9 protein-coding genes are annotated in these 18,819 nt (G+C 36.3%); 6 read left to right on the forward strand and 3 right to left on the reverse strand.

Annotation, left to right across the window (positions count from 1 at the left end):
* Positions 1 to 139 precede the first annotated feature (139 nt).
* The 5 genes from Q0486_RS11635 to Q0486_RS11655 all read left to right on the forward strand — a co-directional run bounded on the left by Q0486_RS11635 (position 140) and on the right by Q0486_RS11655 (position 10,907).
* Positions 140 to 3,592 carry a TonB-dependent receptor gene (locus Q0486_RS11635; RefSeq protein ID WP_299233405.1) on the forward strand — a complete coding sequence of 1,151 codons (3,453 nt, stop codon included), beginning with the start codon at positions 140 to 142 and terminating at the stop codon, positions 3,590 to 3,592.
* 12 nt (positions 3,593 to 3,604) lie between these two features.
* Positions 3,605 to 5,527: a RagB/SusD family nutrient uptake outer membrane protein gene (locus Q0486_RS11640; protein ID WP_299233408.1), complete on the forward strand. Its 1,923-nt coding sequence runs from the start codon at positions 3,605 to 3,607 to the stop codon at positions 5,525 to 5,527.
* Positions 5,528 to 5,645: 118 nt separating this feature from the next.
* Positions 5,646 to 7,112, forward strand: a complete 1,467-nt coding sequence (locus Q0486_RS11645) for a sulfatase (RefSeq protein ID WP_299233411.1) — start codon at positions 5,646 to 5,648, stop codon at positions 7,110 to 7,112.
* Positions 7,113 to 7,311: 199 nt separating this feature from the next.
* The gene (locus Q0486_RS11650; RefSeq protein WP_299233556.1) at positions 7,312 to 8,508 is read left to right on the forward strand and encodes a DUF2264 domain-containing protein; all 1,197 of its coding nucleotides are present in this window, start codon (positions 7,312 to 7,314) and stop codon (positions 8,506 to 8,508) included.
* A 14-nt stretch (positions 8,509 to 8,522) separates the two neighbouring features.
* Positions 8,523 to 10,907, forward strand: a complete 2,385-nt coding sequence (locus Q0486_RS11655; RefSeq protein ID WP_299233414.1) for a glycoside hydrolase family 88 protein — start codon at positions 8,523 to 8,525, stop codon at positions 10,905 to 10,907.
* A 257-nt stretch (positions 10,908 to 11,164) separates the two neighbouring features.
* Here Q0486_RS11655 and nifJ read toward each other — a convergent pair whose 3' ends face one another.
* Positions 11,165 to 14,716 carry a pyruvate:ferredoxin (flavodoxin) oxidoreductase gene (nifJ, locus tag Q0486_RS11660; RefSeq protein ID WP_299233417.1) on the reverse strand — a complete coding sequence of 1,184 codons (3,552 nt, stop codon included), beginning with the start codon at positions 14,714 to 14,716 and terminating at the stop codon, positions 11,165 to 11,167.
* Positions 14,717 to 14,764: 48 nt separating this feature from the next.
* On the reverse strand, positions 14,765 to 15,943 hold the full coding sequence (locus Q0486_RS11665; protein WP_299233559.1) for an AAA family ATPase: 1,179 nt from the start codon (positions 15,941 to 15,943) through the stop codon (positions 14,765 to 14,767).
* Positions 15,944 to 16,058: 115 nt separating this feature from the next.
* Here Q0486_RS11665 and Q0486_RS11670 point away from each other — a divergent pair, with 115 nt between their 5' ends.
* A complete protein-coding gene (locus Q0486_RS11670; RefSeq protein ID WP_299233420.1) occupies positions 16,059 to 17,237 on the forward strand; it encodes a hypothetical protein in 1,179 nt (392 codons plus the stop codon).
* Here Q0486_RS11670 and Q0486_RS11675 read toward each other — a convergent pair.
* On the reverse strand, positions 17,200 to 18,681 hold the full coding sequence (locus Q0486_RS11675) for a S41 family peptidase (RefSeq protein WP_299233423.1): 1,482 nt from the start codon (positions 18,679 to 18,681) through the stop codon (positions 17,200 to 17,202). The genes Q0486_RS11670 and Q0486_RS11675 overlap by 38 nt on opposite strands.
* Between the last annotated feature and the right edge of the window lie 138 nt (positions 18,682 to 18,819).

An 18,819-nucleotide genomic window follows, 5' to 3' on the forward strand; every position in this document is an offset into this window, starting at 1 on the left:
TGGAAAAACACGGAGATTAGAGAAAAACAAACAGAGAAATATTGGCGTATTTCCCTGTTTGAAATGAGTTAACTTTAAAAGATTTGTTTGGCGACAAATCATATTAAATCATTTTTTACCTAAAAAACACAACAAAAGTATGAAAAAAAAATGTATTCCTCCACTATTGTGGAGTGTAAAAACGCGAAAAACAGCGTTTCCTAAAGTACCTGTCATTATGAAATCATTGTTTTATGCTTATTTACTAAGTTCGGCCGGTCTGGCTTATGCTTCTAATACTTATTCCCAGACCACTATGGTCAGCATTAACATGAAGAACCAGACTGTAAAAGAGGTTTTGAATGAAATAGAAAATACCACTGAATATTCATTCTTCTACAATAACAGTCATGTTGATCTTAATAGAAAAGTATCTGTAGATGTCAGTAATGCAGACATTCTTGAAGTGCTTGATGATATGTTTGCCGGAACAAATGTTTCTTATACGGTGAAAGACAAAAGTATTGTCTTCTCTGTAAAAGAACAATCTCCTGTAGTGTCTCAGAATGAAAAGAAAATTACCGGTACAATAGTTGACCCAACCGGTTTGCCTATTATCGGTGCCAATGTTATGGTAAAGGGAACAACCAATGGTACCATTACAGATATGGACGGTAAGTTTGCTTTAAATGTACCTGCCGGGGCTGTTTTGCAGATTTCTTATATAGGTTATGCAAATCAGGAAGTTAAAGTTGGAAATAGCAGTAATTTATCTATTACTTTGAATGAAGATACTCAGGCACTAGAAGAAGTTGTAGTTGTAGGTTATGGTTCAATGCGAAAAAAGGACCTTACAGGTGCCGTAGCTCAAGTAAAACCGGCTGATTTAATGAAGGAAGGAATAACCAATGTACAGGATATGCTTAGAACAGGGGTACCAGGACTGAATGTAGGTGTTAGTTCTTCTGCAAAAGGTGGAGGATCACTCCAAATTAGAGGACAGCGTTCCCTTACAGCAGGAAACTCTCCTCTCTTGGTAGTGGATAATGTTATTTTTAATGGTGAACTATCAGAAATAAATCCTCAGGACATTGCTCAGATTGATGTTTTGAAAGATGCATCTTCTGCGGCTGTATTTGGTGCCCAGTCTGCTAATGGTGTAGTTATCATTACAACAAAGAAAGGTAAAGAAGGCAAGCCAAGAGTGAATTTTAATGCTAATTTCGGAATTATTGCTAATGATTATAAACGTAAAGTTTATGATGCGGAAGGGTATTTGAATTTCCGCTCAGATTGGTATAACAGCCAGACCGGATTTGCAAATCCTGTAAAGTATATGAAGCCTACTGAGGAAAACCTTAAAAAATATGGCGTAACTCTTGATGAATGGAGAGCAATGTCTGAAGATAAAGGTTCAGACGATGAAATTTGGTTGAGTCGTTTAGGATTGTTTGATCAGGAAAAAGCAAATTATCTTGCTGGAAGAACATATGACTGGTATGATGAAGTTTATCGCACTGGCTTTAAACAGGATTATACAGCCAGCATATCAGGGGCATCAGATAAGGTGAACTATTATTTTTCAATGGGTTATTTGAACTCAAAGAGTCAGACTATAGGAGATGATTATAGTGCTATACGTGCAAATATGAAACTTGAAGCTACTGCCGCCGACTTTCTTACAATAGGTGCGAATGTGAATTTTCAGAATCGTGATGAAAGTGGAATAGCTTCTTCTTCTAATCTTATAACTAAAAACTCTCCTTTTGCTTTGCCATACGATGAGAATGGAGAACTTGTTCGTTACCCAATGGGTGAGAATCCTTTGAATACTGGTAGTAACTTTCGCTTTGATAGGCAGTATCAGTCTAGAGAAAAAGGTTATACTGTCTTAAATTCTATATTGACTGCAAAACTTAAATTACCATTTAACATTACATATTCATTGAATTTCTCTCCACGTTTTCAATGGTATCATAACCGTTATCATGAATCATCAAAACATCCAGCTTGGGCATCATCTCATAATGGTGCAGTTGATCGTGAACAGACTCAGTGGTTCTCATGGTCTGTAAATAATTTGATTAACTGGGATTATACTTTTTTGAATAAGCACAAAATCAATGTAACTTTGGGACAAGAAGCAGAAGAATACCGTTCGTGGGGGGATGTAATTAACGCACGTGATTTTACACCTAGTGATGACCTTGGTTTTCATTTTACAGAAGGAGCCAATAAACTAAAAAGTGACTTCTCATCCAATGATACTCATAGTACTGCCGCGGCATATTTTGCACGTGGATTTTATTCATACGATGATAAATATATGTTTACTTATACATTCCGACGTGATGGATATTCTGCGTTTGGAACATCAAATCCCTGGGCTAATTTTATGTCTGGAGCATTTGCATGGACATTTACTAATGAAAAGTTTTTCAATTGGGAACCAATGAACTATGGTAAATTTAGAGCATCATGGGGATCTAATGGTAATAGAAGTGTTGGAGAGTATACTGCACTTTCTGATTTAACAACAGGTACTGGAGCATATGGATATATAATGCCAGACGGATCTATTATACAGATTTCTCAATTATATGTTAATAGAATGGCAAATCCAAATTTGAAATGGGAAAGAACAACTTCATGGAATTTCGGTGTTGATTTTGGATTCTTTGATAATCGTATAAGCGGTAGTTTGGAATATTATCACATGCCTACTACAGATTTGGTTATGAGCCAAAGTTTAAGCAGTATAACCGGTTTCACTAATATAACTACCAATCTTGGAGAAGTATTGAATAAAGGTTTTGAGATAACATTAAATACAGTAAATATCCAAAAAGATAATTTTGAGTGGCGTTCAAGTTTAGGTATTTCTCATAATAAAAACAGAATAGTTCATTTATATTATACTTATGAGGATATAGTTGATGAAGATGGAAATTTAATTGGACGTAAAGAAATTGACGATTTAAAAAATGGTTGGTTTATTGGTAAAGATATAAATGAAATATGGAATTATCAATACGATGGTATATGGCAGAATGGTGAAGAGGAAGAAGCTGCAAAATATGGTCAGGTACCAGGAGACCCAAAGTTCAAAGATATATATGACGTGGAGAATCATCGATATTCAAATGAAGATAAGGTCTTCTTAGGTTCTACTTCACCTAAAGTTTGTTGGACTTTCAGAAATGACTTCACACTATGGAGGAATCTTACAGCATCTGTAAATATTTATTCCAAGTGGGGACAAAAACAGTCTGAAGAATTTATGGCTACAGGATATGCGTACGAGCGCGAAAACACCTACGAATGGAAATATTGGACTCCAGAAAACCCTACTAATAATTATGCTCGTCTTGGTGCGACAAATATCTCGGGTGGTCCACGTATAATTGACGGATCATTTATACGTCTTGAAAGCATAGCTTTGGAGTATTCAGTACCAAAGAAATTCCTATCTAAATTTAATATTGGTGGATTAAGAATTTCTGGTAGTGTTCGTAATGTTGCATGTTGGACGAAGGAATACCAGTGTAATGATCCTGAATATGGTAATGTAGTTCCTTTAACATTTAATTTTGGTATAGGTTTAACTTTGTAAATTGAGATAATTATGAGAAATTTTATATATTCAAAAAAACTTTTTATTACCTTATTATGTTCATCTATTTTATTTGGATGTACAGATGATTTTTTAAAACCTGATCCTCTTTCGTTTTATGAACCTTCTAATACATTTAAGACTCGTAAAGGATTAGAGTCGGCATTAGCTACATGTGATAAACATTTAAGAAATATGTATTTTTCATCAAGTATAGCAGATGGGGGACCAATAATATCAGAATATTTTTTCTCTGACTTGGCTGTGAGTGGAACAACAGGACAATCTTCTGCTATTGGTACTGCTATAAATTTAAATGTATATATGACTCCTATATATACAGTTTCTACAAATAGTGCATATTGTAAGGATTTTTGGGATGTCTCTTTTAAAGGGATAAGATTTGCTAATTCAATTATTACAAATATCCAAGAAATTGATGATATAGATGAAGAACTACGTAATGAAATGTTGGGGAGAGCATATTTCCATCGTGCATCAAAATATTATAGTTTAGTTTTTCAGTTTAAGGATGTTCCTTTATTTACTCAAGAAGTTAGAGGACCTAAATTTGATTATCAATCAACAAAACGTTCTGTAATTTTAGATATGATAACAAAAGATTTGGAATTTGCAGTACAATGGGTTCCTGATAAAGTAGAGTATGGAGGAATGATTTCCAAAGGCGCATGTCGCCATTTATTAATAAAATGCTATTTGGCTACGGGGCAGTTTGACAAGGCTATAGAACAAGCAAATATATTAATAGATAAGTCTGGATATGAATTGATGAAAGAGCCTTTTGGTGATTTTATAAATCCAATGCCTGATGTTCATAAGGTAACACGTAACGTAATATGGGATTTACATCGTCCGGAAAATAAAATGAACAATCAAAATAAGGAGGTTATTTTATGTTTGATAAATAGATATGGATACGAAGGGTTGAGTATTAGAACACAAATGATGAGAAACTGTGTTCCCTTTTGGCCTGCAGCAGGTTCTATAGGAATAATCACGCCAAGTGGTAAACAAGGAATGGATATAAGTAAGACTTATATTGATTATAGGAAAACTTATGGGAGAGGAGTTGCTAGAGTAAGACCTACAAATTATGCTCAATATGGATTATGGTTGAATGATCCTACAGATTTAAGACATAATTCTGATTGTGGAAATTGGGTTAATATGGAACAATTAAAATATAATCACCCTAATTTATTTAAGAATAATGATCCATATGCAGGTAAGAATATTCAATTATATGATGATAATGGAACTCTATTATGTACTGATACTATACGTAATTGGTTTGGTTGGCCACAATATAAAGTTTGGATAGAAGATCCATCACAAGAAAATGGTACAAATTATGATGGTGGTGAGGGAGATTGGTATATGTTTCGTCTAGCTGAAACATATTTATTGAGAGCGGAGGCATATATGTGGAAAGGAGATAAAGTTAACGCTGCAAAAGATATAAACGAAATCCGTAAACGTGCCAAATGTTCAAAATTATTTACTCCTGAAGAAATTAATATGGGAGTAATAATGGATGAACGTGCACGTGAATTATATATGGAAGAATTCAGACATGTTGAGTTGAGCCGAGTATCTTATATATTTGCCCTTACAGGACAAACTGATGAATTTGGTCAAACTTATTCGGAGGAAACAATATCTGATAACAGTTATTGGTGGCAACGTGTTAAGAAATATAATAATTTCTATAATTCAGGAATAAAGACACGTTCAAATGTTGAATATACCATATCACCATATCATATTTTCTTCCCAGTACCACAAAGTAGCATTGATGGTAATCGAGATGGTATTATAAATCAAAATAAAGGTTACGCAGGTTACGAGAATAATATAAAACCTTTTGATAATATAGAAGATGCTATAAAATCTGAAATGGATTATAGTAATTGATTATTCCAATGCTGGAATAACAAAATTTCTAATTAATCTTATAAATAACGATTAAGGTTTTAGGGGATAAGTATATAACACTCCTAAAACCTTTATTTATAGTTGAAAAAATATAATAATGAAAAATTTCTATTTTCTTTCGTTGATTGGTCTAGTAAGTTCTACCAATTGTTTTAGTAATAAATATGTAATAAGAGAAAAACGTCCTAATATACTTTTTATCTGTGTAGATGATTTACGTCGTGAGTTGGGGTGTTACGGTTCAGTTGTAAAGACTCCCAATATTGACAGATTAGCATCTGAAGGTAGTCTTTTCTTTAATCATTATGTTCAGGTACCAACCAGTGGTGCTTCTCGTGCAAGTATGCTAACTGGTCATTTACCAAGATGTGTGTCAGATCTTTCCAATGATGCATGTATAACAAGAATAGCCAATCAGCCTGAAAAAGAAACTCCAGAAACTATGTTCCATCATTTACGAAGAAATGGTTATTATACTGTTGGTATAGGTAAAATAAGTCATTCTGCGGATGGATTTGTGTATGGATACGAAGAACCAAAATCAAATAAATTAGAACTTCCTTATAGCTGGGATGAAATGTTATTTGATGCTGGAAAATGGGGTAATGGTTGGAATGCTTTTTTTGGATATTCTGACGGTAGTAACAGGCAAAGTATGAAGAAACAAGTAAAACCTTACGAATGTGCAGAAACCGATGATGATGGTCTGCCAGATGGACTTACTGCAAATTTAGCTGTAAAGAAATTAAAAGAACTAGCTTTAGGTAATAAGCCTTTCTGTCTAGCCGTTGGTTTTTTTAAACCTCACCTTCCTTTTACGTCTCCGAAAAAGTATTGGGATCTTTATAATGAGGATTCAATCTCTCTTTCTCCTATGAAAGATATTCCCGAAGGATGTAATTTGGCAACCCTTCATGGTAGCGGTGAATTTAATGGTTATCTTAAAGGTGATGAGAAAGCTTCATTAAAGAAAAATGTATCTGATAATTATGCTCGTAAACTTAGGCATGCTTATTATGCCTGTATTAGTTATACAGATGCCCAAATAGGTAAGGTCTTAAAAGCTCTTGAAGATTCTGGCGAAGCGGATAATACAATTGTTGTGCTTTGGGGAGACCATGGTTGGCATCTTGGTGATCTGCGTGTGTGGGGTAAACATACATTACATGAAACAGCATTGAGCAGTAGTTTGATAGTGAAAGCTCCAGGATACAAGTCTGGTCTAAAAAATACAAGAATAGTTAGTTCCATAGATATTTATCCTACCCTTATGGAATTATGTGGAATAAATCAGCCGAGAGGTCTTGATGGAAAGAGTTTTGTGTCATTACTTAATAATATTGACGATAAAAATTGGAGTGATGTTGCTTACAGTTATTTCAATAATGGAGTAAGTGTTAGAACTCCTGAATATCGTTTTTCACGTTATAAAAAAAGTCAAGTCATTATAACAGAATTGTATCGTTATGATGATGATAGAATAGAGAAGAAGAATATAGCTGATGAAAATCCTGATGTTGTAGAAAATTTATTGCCTATTTGGAAGAAAGGTAAAACTTTTTAATAATGATTTTAGTATAACCTTAATATATTTTAGTTTGAAAAGTTACTAGTATAAGATATATTTATCAATTATATCTATTAAGAATATTTATATGATATTTCTTTTGTTAAAGTATTTTTTTACTAACTAATTATATTATTAAAATCTTTGTATTATGAATCTAAAACATTTGTCATTTTTATGTTTAGTATTTATTTTAATGCTTGCATCATGTACTCAACCAGAGAAGAATGAAACCGTAAAAACAGGGAAAGAAGATAGAGAGTTGTGGGTCAAAACTCTAACTAAAATAGCAGATCCAGTTCTTATTAATCTAGCCAATAATACTTTAAAGATGAATATGCCTCAGGAGTCTTTAGATAAGAATAGAGTAAAGAAATATTCTCATCTTGAGGCAGTTGGAAGAACTGTTTGTGGTATTTCTCCGTGGCTTGAACTTGGAGAAGATAATACAGAGGAAGGTAAATTGCGTGCAAAATACATAGAGTTAGCTTTAAAGGGACTTTCAAATGCCGTAAATCCTTCTTCTCCTGATTATCTCGATTTTGGTACTCCTTCACAACCGCTTGTTGACGCAGCATTTCTGGCTCAGGGATTATTGCGTGCCCCAAAACAGTTGTGGGGTAGAATGGATGATGTAACAAAGGAACGGATGATTACTGAACTGAAACGTTCTCGTGGAATTAAGCCAGGACAGAACAATTGGCTTCTTTTCGCATCTATGGTTGAGGCTGCATTGCTTGAGTTTACAGGTGAATGTGATATGGAACGTCTGACATACGGTGTTGATACTTTCCGCGATAAATGGTATAAGGGAGATGGTGTATATGGTGACGGTCCTGCTTATCATGCTGACTACTATAACAGTTTTGTCATTCATCCTATGCTGACTGATGTACTTAATGTTATGGTTAAACACGATTTAGAAGGTTATGATGAGTTTTTACCTGTTCAGTTGAAACGTTTGACCAGATATGCAGAACAGCAAGAAAGAATGATTTCCCCAGAAGGTGCTTATCCTGTAGTTGGTCGTTCAATTGTTTATCGTGTTGGGGCATTTCATGCTCTTGCTCATGCTTCATTGATTCATAAGCTCCCAAAGTCTGTTGTCCCGTCTCAGGTGAGGTGTGCTTTGACTGCCGTTATTTCACGTCAGTTTTCTGCACCAAATACATTTTGTGATAATGGTTGGTTACGTATAGGTTTTGCCGGAAGTCAGATTAATATGTCTGAAGGATATATTAATACTGGTAGTACTTATTTATGTACATCAGGATTTCTGGCTTTAGGATTGCCGGAAACAGACCCTTTTTGGAGTGAACCATTTACGTCATGGACAGGCTTAAAAGCTTGGAATGGCGAAGATGTTAAAGCGGATCATGCTATTAGAAACTAATAAATTTAAGAAAGATGTTTAAATATAGAACTTTTAATAATATTATTTTTATTACCTTATTTGTATCAATGATGGGTATACCACAAATTGTGGTTTCTCAGGAAAAAGAAGTGCCTTCTTATTCAGAAGATTATGAAGTATTAACAAAAGACGGAGCATGGTGCTGGTTTTCTGATCCTAGAGCTATTTATATTGGTGATAAAATGTTTGGTGGATTTGTTGATAAAGAAGGTAGTATATGGGCTTTTTCTTATAATCCTCAGACTCATGAAAAGGAGCAATATAAATTGTATGATAAACTTGATTATGATGATCATGCTAATCCGTCTATAATGAAATTGCATGATAACCGTCTGGTCATGTTCTTTTCAGCTCATGGGGGAACAAAAAACTCTCCTATGTATTATCGCATAAGTAAATATCCCTCAAATATTTCGGAATGGGAGGACATACAAATTATAAATCCTAAGATGGAAGGTGATTTGGGAATTTGTTATAGTAACCCTGCGATGCTTTCTTCTGAGGATAATCGTGTTTATCTTTTTTTCCGTGGGAGGGATTTTAAACCTACATGTGTTTATTCTGATGACTTGAAAAAATGGAGTGAACCAATTAATATAGTACGTAATGATCCTGAATATGGTGATTACGGGAGACCTTATACAAAGATAACTACAAATCATAAGGATAAAATATTTTTTGCATTTACAGATGCCCATCCTCGAAACAGGGCAACTAATTCAATTTATTTTATGATGTATGATAAAGGAAAGTTATGTAAGGCTGATGGTTCTGTAGTTTCTGATACGCTGGGATCTGTAACACCATCGCAGGTAGATAAGGTTTACGATGCAACGAAAACTTTTGATAAAGCATGGATTTGGGATATTGCTTTTGATAAAAAAGAGAATCCAGTCCTTGTCTACGCAAGATTTTCTCATGCTAACAGTATTCATTCGTATTGGTATGCAAGGTGGAATGGTAAAGGTTGGGAGAATCATAAAATAACTGATGCTTCCCTGTGTTTTATGAGAAATGATTATAATAACAAGAATTATTTTGAATCTGAAGAAAATTATTCTGGTGGAGTTTATTTGGATCATGAAAATCCTAATATAGTATATACATCACGTCCAATAGAAAATGTATTTGAAATAGAAAAATGGACTTTCATTGGTGGTAATAAGAAATGGATTAAAGAGTCTGTAACAAGCGAATCTGAACGTGACAATGTAAGACCGTATGTAGTTCGTAACTATAAAAACGGTCAACCAGCAGTTTTATGGATGTATAATTATAGTTATCCTCATTTTAAGAAATATGACACGGCTATAAGAATAAACCAAGAATTTAAAGGTTTTAGCTCAGAATGGAATAAAGAAGACGTTTATAATGTTGCCAATTCTGTATTTGATTGGACAATGAACACTTATAAAAAAAATCGTAGTTATTGCGATAAAGGATGGGTTAGTGGTGTTCTTTACAATGGCTTGTTTGATTGGGCAGAAGCAACAGATAATAAGACTTATTTTGATTTTATGAACCGAATCTTTTCACGTTTCTATTGGCAGCTTGGTGACAGAATGTATCATGGTGATGATATTTGTGTTGGACAGGTATATCTTGATATGTACGCAAAATTTAAGAAGAATTCTATGATGATTCCTACAAAAGCTCGTATTGATTGGATTATAAATAATCCCCCTGCAGAGAATATAGATATAACAAAAGGGAGAAGTGACAGATGGTGGTGGTGTGATGCTTTGTATATGGCTCCGGCCGTGTTTACACGTTTGTATACTTTGACTGGTAATAAGCAATATTTGAAGTTTATGCATAAAGAGTTCATTGCATGTTATGAACATCTTTATGATAAAGATGAACATTTATTTTATAGAGATGCCAATTATTTTGGAAAACATAATTCAATGGGAAAGAAGATTTTCTGGAGTCGTGGTAATGGTTGGGTTTTGGGAGGACTTGCTGAAATCTTAAAGACTATTCCTATTAATGACAAGAAATATCGTCCATATTATGAAAGCTTGTTCCGTGAAATGTGTGAGAAAATTGCTTCTTTACAAGGTAAGGATGGTTATTGGCGTTCTGATCTTTTAAGTCCTGATATTTATCCTATGCCTGAGACTAGTGGAACTGGACTTTATACATACGCAATGTTGTATGGAATCAATTCAGGACTTTTGGATGAAAAAACTTATTTGCCAATTGTAAAAAAAGGTTGGGAAGCAATGGTTAAAGCTGTAAATACAGAAGGAGAAGTTGGTTGGACTCAGATGGTTGCGGCAAAACCTGGATTAGTAGAGAAGAAAAATAATAGAGGATATTCTACTGGAAGTTTTCTTATGATAGCTTCCGAAATATTAAAATATATCAACAAATAGATTCGCCTAATAATATTTACATATGTCCCACTAAAATTCTATTTTTGGTGGGATTGTTTTTTTGTATTTGTAAATTGGTAATCTATTAGTATTTGAATATTAAAGACATAATGTCACGATAAAGTAATGATAAAAGATTTTACACAATCCTTTGTTTTCTCTTTTGTCCCGAACTAGGATTTATTTAAAATCAAAAGACGGCCCACTACATAAAGTATTTGAGCCGTCTTTTGTATTATATTAATCTGTGTTAGAGATTATTCTTCGTTGCTCCAGTCCATTGCAGCCATGCGCTTGTAAGAAGCATAACGTTTCTTAGCCATGTCTTCGCAAGCAGCGAACAAGTCAGCAGCTTCAGTAGGATACTGTTTAGCTACAGAAGCGAAACGAACTTCGCCCTTCAGATAATCCTGGAATCCTTCCCAGTTTGGTTCTTTAGAGTCGAGTGAGAATGGGTTCTTACCTTCCTCTTCCAATGCTGGGTTGAAGCGCCACAAGTGCCAGTAACCACATTCTACAGCCTTAGCCTCTTCAGCCTGAGATTTACCCATACCAGCTTTCAAACCGTGATTGATACATGGAGCGTAAGCGATAACCAATGATGGACCTGGATAAGCTTCAGCTTCGCGGATAGCCTTCAATGTCTGAGCCTGGTCAGCACCCATTGCAATCTGTGCAACGTAAACATATCCGTAAGTTGTAGCGATCATACCAAGGTCTTTCTTACGTACTCTCTTACCAGATGCAGCGAATTTAGCGATAGCACCAAGAGGAGTAGCCTTAGATGACTGACCACCAGTGTTAGAGTAAACTTCTGTATCAAGTACAAGGATGTTTACATCTTCGCCAGAAGCGATAACGTGGTCAAGACCACCGTAACCTATATCGTAAGAAGCACCGTCACCACCGATAATCCACTGTGAGCGTTTTACCAAGTAGTCTTTGAATTCAGCGATAGTAGCGCAGTAAGAGCACTTATCTTTAGCAGCTTCTACCATAGGGATGATCTTTTCAGCAGCAGCTTTGCTCTTGTCAGCATCGTTGCGGCCGTCAATCCATTCCTGGAATGCTTCTTTATATTCAGCTGGAGTACCTTCAGCAGCGATAGCAGCCTTCATAGCTTCTTCCAGACGGTTGCGGAGTTTCTTGTTAGCCAATTCCATACCAAGACCGAATTCGCAGAAGTCTTCGAACAATGAGTTAGCCCATGCTGGACCCTGACCCTTTTCGTTAGTAGTATATGGAGTTGAAGGAACTGAACCAGAATAGATAGAAGAACATCCTGTTGCATTAGCTACCATTTCACGGTCACCGAACAACTGAGAAATCAATTTAACGTATGGAGTTTCACCACAACCAGAGCAAGCTCCAGAGAACTCGAACAATGGAGTAGCGAACTGAGAGTTCTTAACGTTAGCCTTGATGTCAACCAAGTGCTGTTTGCTCTTAACGTTTTCAGCGCAGTAAGTCCAGTTAGCAGCTTCAGCAAGCTGAGTTTCAAGAGGTTTCATAGTAAGAGCCTTACCACCCTTCTTAGGATTACCCGGACATACGTCAGCACAGTTACCGCAACCCAAGCAGTCCATTACGTCAACCTGCATACGGAATGTCATACCGTCGAACTGCTTACCTACAGCCTTCAATGTAGTGAAGTTAGCACCAGCCTGTTCGTTAGCGTCAAGAACGAATGGACGGATAGCAGCGTGAGGACAAACGTAAGCACACTTGTTACACTGGATACAGTTTTCAGCATTCCATTCTGGAACGAAAGCAGCTACACCACGTTTTTCGTATTTAGCTGTTCCCTGATGCCAAGTACCGTCTTCGATACCCTTGAATGCAGAAACTGGAAGCAAGTCACCATCCTGAGCGTTGATAGGACGAACAACTTCGTTAATGAATGCTGGATCGTTGTTAGCAGCAGCACCTTCAACTTCGAGGCTAGCCCATGCTGGATCTACAGTAAGCTGTTTGTATTCACCACCGCGGTCAACAGCAGCATAGTTCTTGTTTACAACGTCTTCACCCTTCTTACCGTAAGACTTAACGATAAATTTCTTCATCTGTTCTACAGCAAGTTCTACAGGGATAACGCCTGTGATACGGAAGAATGCAGACTGAAGGATTGTGTTAGTACGGTTACCAAGACCGATTTCCTGAGCAATCTTAGTTGCGTTGATGTAGTAAACAGTGATATTGTTTTCTGCGAAATATTTCTTAACCTTGTTAGGCAAGTTCTTAGCAAGTTCTTCACCTTCCCAGATTGTGTTAAGAAGGAAAGTACCGTTCTTACGCAAACCGCGAGTTACATCGTACATGTGCAAATAAGCCTGTACGTGGCAAGCTACGAAGTTAGGAGTAGTTACCAAGTATGTAGAGCGGATTGGGTGATCACCGAAACGCAAGTGAGAGCAAGTGAAACCACCAGACTTCTTAGAGTCGTAAGAGAAGTATGCCTGGCAATATTTGTTAGTGTTGTCACCGATAATCTTAACTGAGTTCTTGTTAGCACCTACAGTACCGTCAGCACCAAGTCCGTAGAATTTAGCTTCGAACATACCTTCGCCGCCAAGAGCGATTTCTTCTTTCTTAGGAAGAGAAGTGAATGTAACGTCGTCAACTATACCGATTGTGAAGTGGTCTTTTGGAGTAGGCAAAGCCAAGTTTTCGTAAACAGAAAGGATCTGAGCAGGAGTTGTATCCTTAGAACCAAGACCGTAGCGTCCGCCAACGATAACAGGAGCATTTTCCTGTCCGTAGAAGCAGTCTTTAACGTCAAGGTAAAGAGGTTCACCGTTAGCTCCAGGTTCTTTTGTACGGTCAAGAACTGCGATACGTTTAGCAGTCTTAGGTACAGCAGCCAAGAAGTGTTTAGCTGAGAACGGACGATACAAGTGTACAGAAACCAAACCAACTTTTTCGCCGTTAGCCATCAAGTGGTCGATAGCTTCGCGAGCAGCTTCTGTTACAGAACCCATAGCGATGATTACGCGTTCAGCGTCTTCAGCACCATAGTAGTTGAACAAGCCGTAGTTACGTCCTGTAATCTTGCTGATTTCGTTCATATATTCTTCTACGATAGCAGGAACTGCATCATAGAATGGGTTGCATGATTCTCTGTGCTGGAAGAAGTGGTCTGGGTTTTCAGCCATACCGCGTGCAACTGGCTTGTTAGGGCTTAGTGCACGTTCACGGAATTCAGCCAAAGCTTTCTGGTCGATAAGTGGAGCGAGGTCTTCGTTTTCCAACATTTCGATTTTCTGTATTTCGTGTGAAGTACGGAAACCATCGAAGAAGTTCAAGAATGGAACGCGTGATTTGATAGTTGACAAGTGAGCAACACCGGCCAAGTCCATAACTTCCTGTACAGAACCTTCGCAAAGCATAGCGAAACCTGTCTGACGGCAAGACATAACGTCCTGATGGTCACCGAAGATACACAATGCGTGAGAAGCAAGTGTACGAGCTGATACGTGGAATACACATGGAAGGAATTCACCTGCAATCTTATACATGTTAGGGATCATAAGAAGAAGACCCTGAGATGCAGTGTAAGTAGTAGTCAGTGCACCAGCCTGAAGAGATCCGTGTACAGCACCTGCTGCACCGCCTTCTGACTGCATTTCCTGAACAAGAACTGTTTCGCCGAAGATGTTTTTACGTCCTGCGGCAGCCCATTCATCTACATATTCAGCCATTGTAGAAGATGGAGTGATAGGATAGATAGCTGCTACTTCTGAGAACATATACGAGATATGTGCTGCAGCCTGGTTACCATCACAAGTGATGAATTTTTTTTGTTTAGTCATACAATTACTAAATTATAATAATTAGTTAATAAGAACTTGTATTCTCGTTTAATATAAAAATCCAAACATCCACAACGGAATCTGGTTACCATGTCCCAATTCCAGTTTGTGCATTGCGTAATAAACGTTCGGATTGGTTTTGAATTTACCTCCTTCAGCACAAATTCTAAAGTGGATATTATTGTCAACAAGGAAAGATGTTCCTTTGTCTCCCTTATTGATTTTATGGTCTTTCCACAATGAATTTACAAAAAAAGTTTCCAAAACATCCTGTTCTTCAACTTTAACCGGATATATACTATACATCAGGCTTGTGTTGTGCATCATTATTTTTGAAGGCTTTTTAGGGAAATCTTCACCTTTAGGATAAACCATATTTATAAGTCTTGCGTCTGCCAGATATTTTATATAGTTCATTACAGTAGCCCTTGAAGTTTGTATTTCCTCTGCCAGTTGACTCACGTTTGGAGCTCCTGGCCCATCAACCGCCAGTAAATATAGTAATTTTTTTATTTTCGATAGATATTTTAGTTCAATTTGTTTTATTAACAGAATATCTACTTCTACCATCATATTCATGGTTTTAAGTAGATTTTCTGAGAAATTTCTTTTTTCAAGAAAAAAAGGATAGAATCCATGATGTATATAATCCTGAAGATATTGAGTTGGATTTACATGTGGCAATATAGTTTTTGCAATGTGTTCGTGATTGTTAAGTATTTCTTCAAGAGTGTATTTTGAGAAATTGTTTCCAGTTTGCAGATTAAGAAATTCCCTGAATGAGAAACCTCTTAAGTTATATGATTTTACTATTCCGTTCAGCTCAGGATTTTCTTCTTTTAATCTCATTACTGATGAACCTGTAAAAACAATTTTCAGGTTAGGAAATCTATCATAACATGTTCGTAATGATTTACTCCAATCCGGAAGTTTGAAAACCTGGTCAATTAGGAGAACCTTACCTCCACGTTTAATGAAATCTGAAGCAAAATCAACCAGATTTACTTGTGAAAAATAAAAATTATTCATGTTTACATAAAGGCAAGAACGGTCAAAACCAAACTTCTCTTTTGCATATTGCAACAGGAAAGTAGTTTTACCAACTCCTCTCGTTCCTTTAATACCAATCAGACGTGCACTCCAGTCTATTTCGTCCATAAGATCTCTGCGTACGGGAGCATTGGTATGTTCTACTAAATAAGAATGTGTTCTGTAAAAAGCCTCCATGAATATATTCTTTACTTCGGTGCAAATATACGAATAGTTCATAATATTGCAAACTAGACATAGCAAAAATTATTTTTTTAGTATATCTTTGTAGATAAAAATCTGTGAAGAAACGATGGAAAAGTTGTTATATATATTCAATCCTTGGCACGACATGGCCTTGGCTAATTTCACTCCATATTTTAAAGTATCATCGGAAATACTTCGCATGAGTGTCGATTTGTGTTTCCTCCCAGTCTGGTATGCTACTGATGATGCATATATTAGAATCTACGATATCGATACGGTTGAAACTTTTATTTCCCAGGTATCTGAATTCAGAAAATTTGAGAAGTCAAGATTTGTTGAAAACAGTTTTGTATGCGATATTGTGCCTTGGGGTTGGAGCCCTTCCTTAGTGCATACGCTTGTTAAAGACGGGGTCGACAGCAGTTTTTTGCCAAATCATGAGACACTGGATAAAATACGTTTCTTGTCCGGCAGGCAGAGGTGTGTAGATGTATTGTCAGAACTTTCCGTTGTTGATTCTACATGTGGAAAGGCCTTTTGCTGTTATAGCATGGAAGATGTGAAAAACTGTCTTCAAATATACGGTAAACTTATACTTAAATCTCCATGGTCAGGTAGTGGCAGAGGTCTTTGTCATGTATCTTCTGATGCATGGAGTAAAAATATTGAAGGGTGGATTTCACGTATTATTCGCACTCAAGGATGTGTAATGGCTGAACCAATATATAATAAGGTGTGCGATTTTGCAATGGAGTTCTATTCTTCTCCCGGAGGTAGTGTGTCTTTTGCCGGCTATTCATTGTTTGAGACTGATGCTTTTGGCAATTATAAGCAGAATTTATTATTGTCTGATGATGAGATAGAAACACGTTTGCTTTCTTACAATATTCCGTTGGACACATTGCGTGAAGTACGCAGGCGATTGATAGGTATATTAAGCAAAATGATAGCAGGAGCTTATACTGGTTATTTCGGAGTGGATATGATGTTGTGTCTTCAAAACGAAAAGATATTGTTACACCCATGTGTAGAAATAAATATGAGGATGAATATGGGTGTCGTGTCACGCATCATTTATGACAGATACCTATCTTCATCCTCACATGGCTATTTTGTTACAGAACATTATAATTCAGATGGCGAAGCTCTGCTGTCTCATCGGAAAATGTTGTCCGATCAACCTTTGGTTCTTGATTCCGATGGTCGTATTAAAAACGGATATCTCACTCTTACTCCTGTTCTGTCTTCTACTCGATACCAGGCATACGTGATTGTAAAGGAATGATGATTCTTCTTCCGAAGTTTGCCTTTTGGGGAGTCTCTATTGCTTTCAGATTAGGAGTATATGTTTCTTGCGATCTTGATGCAGGATATACTTTTCCGGCTTTCTCAAGTGCTACTTTTAGCATAGCTTCGTTTTCGTCACCAAGCTGATATGTTTCCAGAGGGTTATCTTCTGCTTCTACATCAGGTGTAAGACCGTTTGGCATACAAGGTGTTTCGTCATTTGCATTTTTATATATGCTCACCATAACATAAATACCCCAATTCTTTATGGCTTGTGGAACTTTATCGTATGCATCCTTTGCTGCAAGCATCCATCCAGTGCAATATTTACCGTGCGACTGCTCACCTATAAGTTCTATATCCATATATGGCATTAATCCTGATAGAAGAGCTTCAGAAGCCGATGCACTGTTGCCTGTTATGATACCATAGATTTTTTCCAGACCGATGTTTGCGTCTTTTGTACTTATATTCAGGTCTATTTCATCATAATTATATTCTGTTTCGAATCTTGTGATAGTAGAAATACCTTCTTGTTCATAGTATTCAGTAAAGAAGTCATTATAATCTTCTTTTTCGAAAACATATTTATTTGTAACATTAATCTGTGGGGCAAACATTGATGCCAAAACATTCTCGGTAATTACATATCCTCCTCCATTATATCTGAGGTCTAGAATAAGTTCCTTAATTCCCTCATTCTTAAATTTCTTGCATATGTTTATAAGTTCAGGGATAGATTTCAGGTCGAAGCTGCTGTATGCAAGGTATCCAACTTTCTTGCCATTGAAATTATATACAGAGTCGCACAAAATAGGGCTTTCGTACATTTCAACAGCAGCCAATGACAATTCAGTAGTTGGTGTTATATTATTACCAACCAGTTTTGCAAGTGAAAGTTTTATTTGAGAAGAATAAAATAGATCAAGGTAATTTTCTGTAGTAAGTGTTTTACCATCTATTTTATATATCAAATCTCCTCTTTTAATTCCAGCTTTTTCGGCAGGACTGTTTTCTGAGACAAATGCTACAGCTGCTATAACTTCGTTGGAGTTTTCACTAAGTAAATAAACTTTAGGAGTATATCCGTATGTAGTAGTTACCCCCTCTACACTGCTTGTAAACTCGTCCATGTTGTCAGTCAGCATAGTCCATTTGTCTATCTCGTTAGTTCCGTTGTGATATCTTATTTTTTCAACAGTTGATATAGGGTCACTATTCTTTTCCGGATCAAGTTGGTTAAGATCTTTTGAAATCTCCTCGTTCCAGTAATAATATATTTCCAATGCTTCTCTTGCGAATCTGTTCGCATACTTTGTTTCTTCTGTTATTTTTGATGTATCTTCAGGATTATCACTATTTTCTTCTTTAGTACATCCGGTGAATACAAATCCTGAGATAATAATGCAGGATAAAGTCAATTTCAGTTTGTTCAAGTCCATAGCTGGTCGTTTTTAAGATGATTTGTTTTAGCTTGATTACAAATCTAAAGAAAAAAACTGTTTTTTTGAAGTAATTTATATGATAAAAAAAGTTTTTTTTAGCGTCTCCAAAATTCCCGTTTTCAGGACTTGGGTAAA

The sequence above is a fragment of the uncultured Bacteroides sp. genome, assembly GCF_937912035.1.
Classification (GTDB): domain Bacteria; phylum Bacteroidota; class Bacteroidia; order Bacteroidales; family Bacteroidaceae; genus Phocaeicola.

Coding starts and splice junctions, on each gene's coding strand:
- Q0486_RS11655 (WP_299233414.1), top strand. CDS start 8,523: ATGTTTAAATATAGAACTTTTAATAATATTATTTTTATTACCTTATTT.
- Q0486_RS11670 (WP_299233420.1), top strand. CDS start 16,059: ATGGAAAAGTTGTTATATATATTCAATCCTTGGCACGACATGGCCTTG.
- Q0486_RS11650 (WP_299233556.1), top strand. CDS start 7,312: ATGCTTGCATCATGTACTCAACCAGAGAAGAATGAAACCGTAAAAACA.
- Q0486_RS11640 (WP_299233408.1), top strand. CDS start 3,605: ATGAGAAATTTTATATATTCAAAAAAACTTTTTATTACCTTATTATGT.
- Q0486_RS11635 (WP_299233405.1), top strand. CDS start 140: ATGAAAAAAAAATGTATTCCTCCACTATTGTGGAGTGTAAAAACGCGA.
- nifJ (WP_299233417.1), bottom strand. CDS start 14,716: ATGACTAAACAAAAAAAATTCATCACTTGTGATGGTAACCAGGCTGCA.
- Q0486_RS11665 (WP_299233559.1), bottom strand. CDS start 15,943: ATGGAGGCTTTTTACAGAACACATTCTTATTTAGTAGAACATACCAAT.
- Q0486_RS11645 (WP_299233411.1), top strand. CDS start 5,646: ATGAAAAATTTCTATTTTCTTTCGTTGATTGGTCTAGTAAGTTCTACC.
- Q0486_RS11675 (WP_299233423.1), bottom strand. CDS start 18,681: ATGGACTTGAACAAACTGAAATTGACTTTATCCTGCATTATTATCTCA.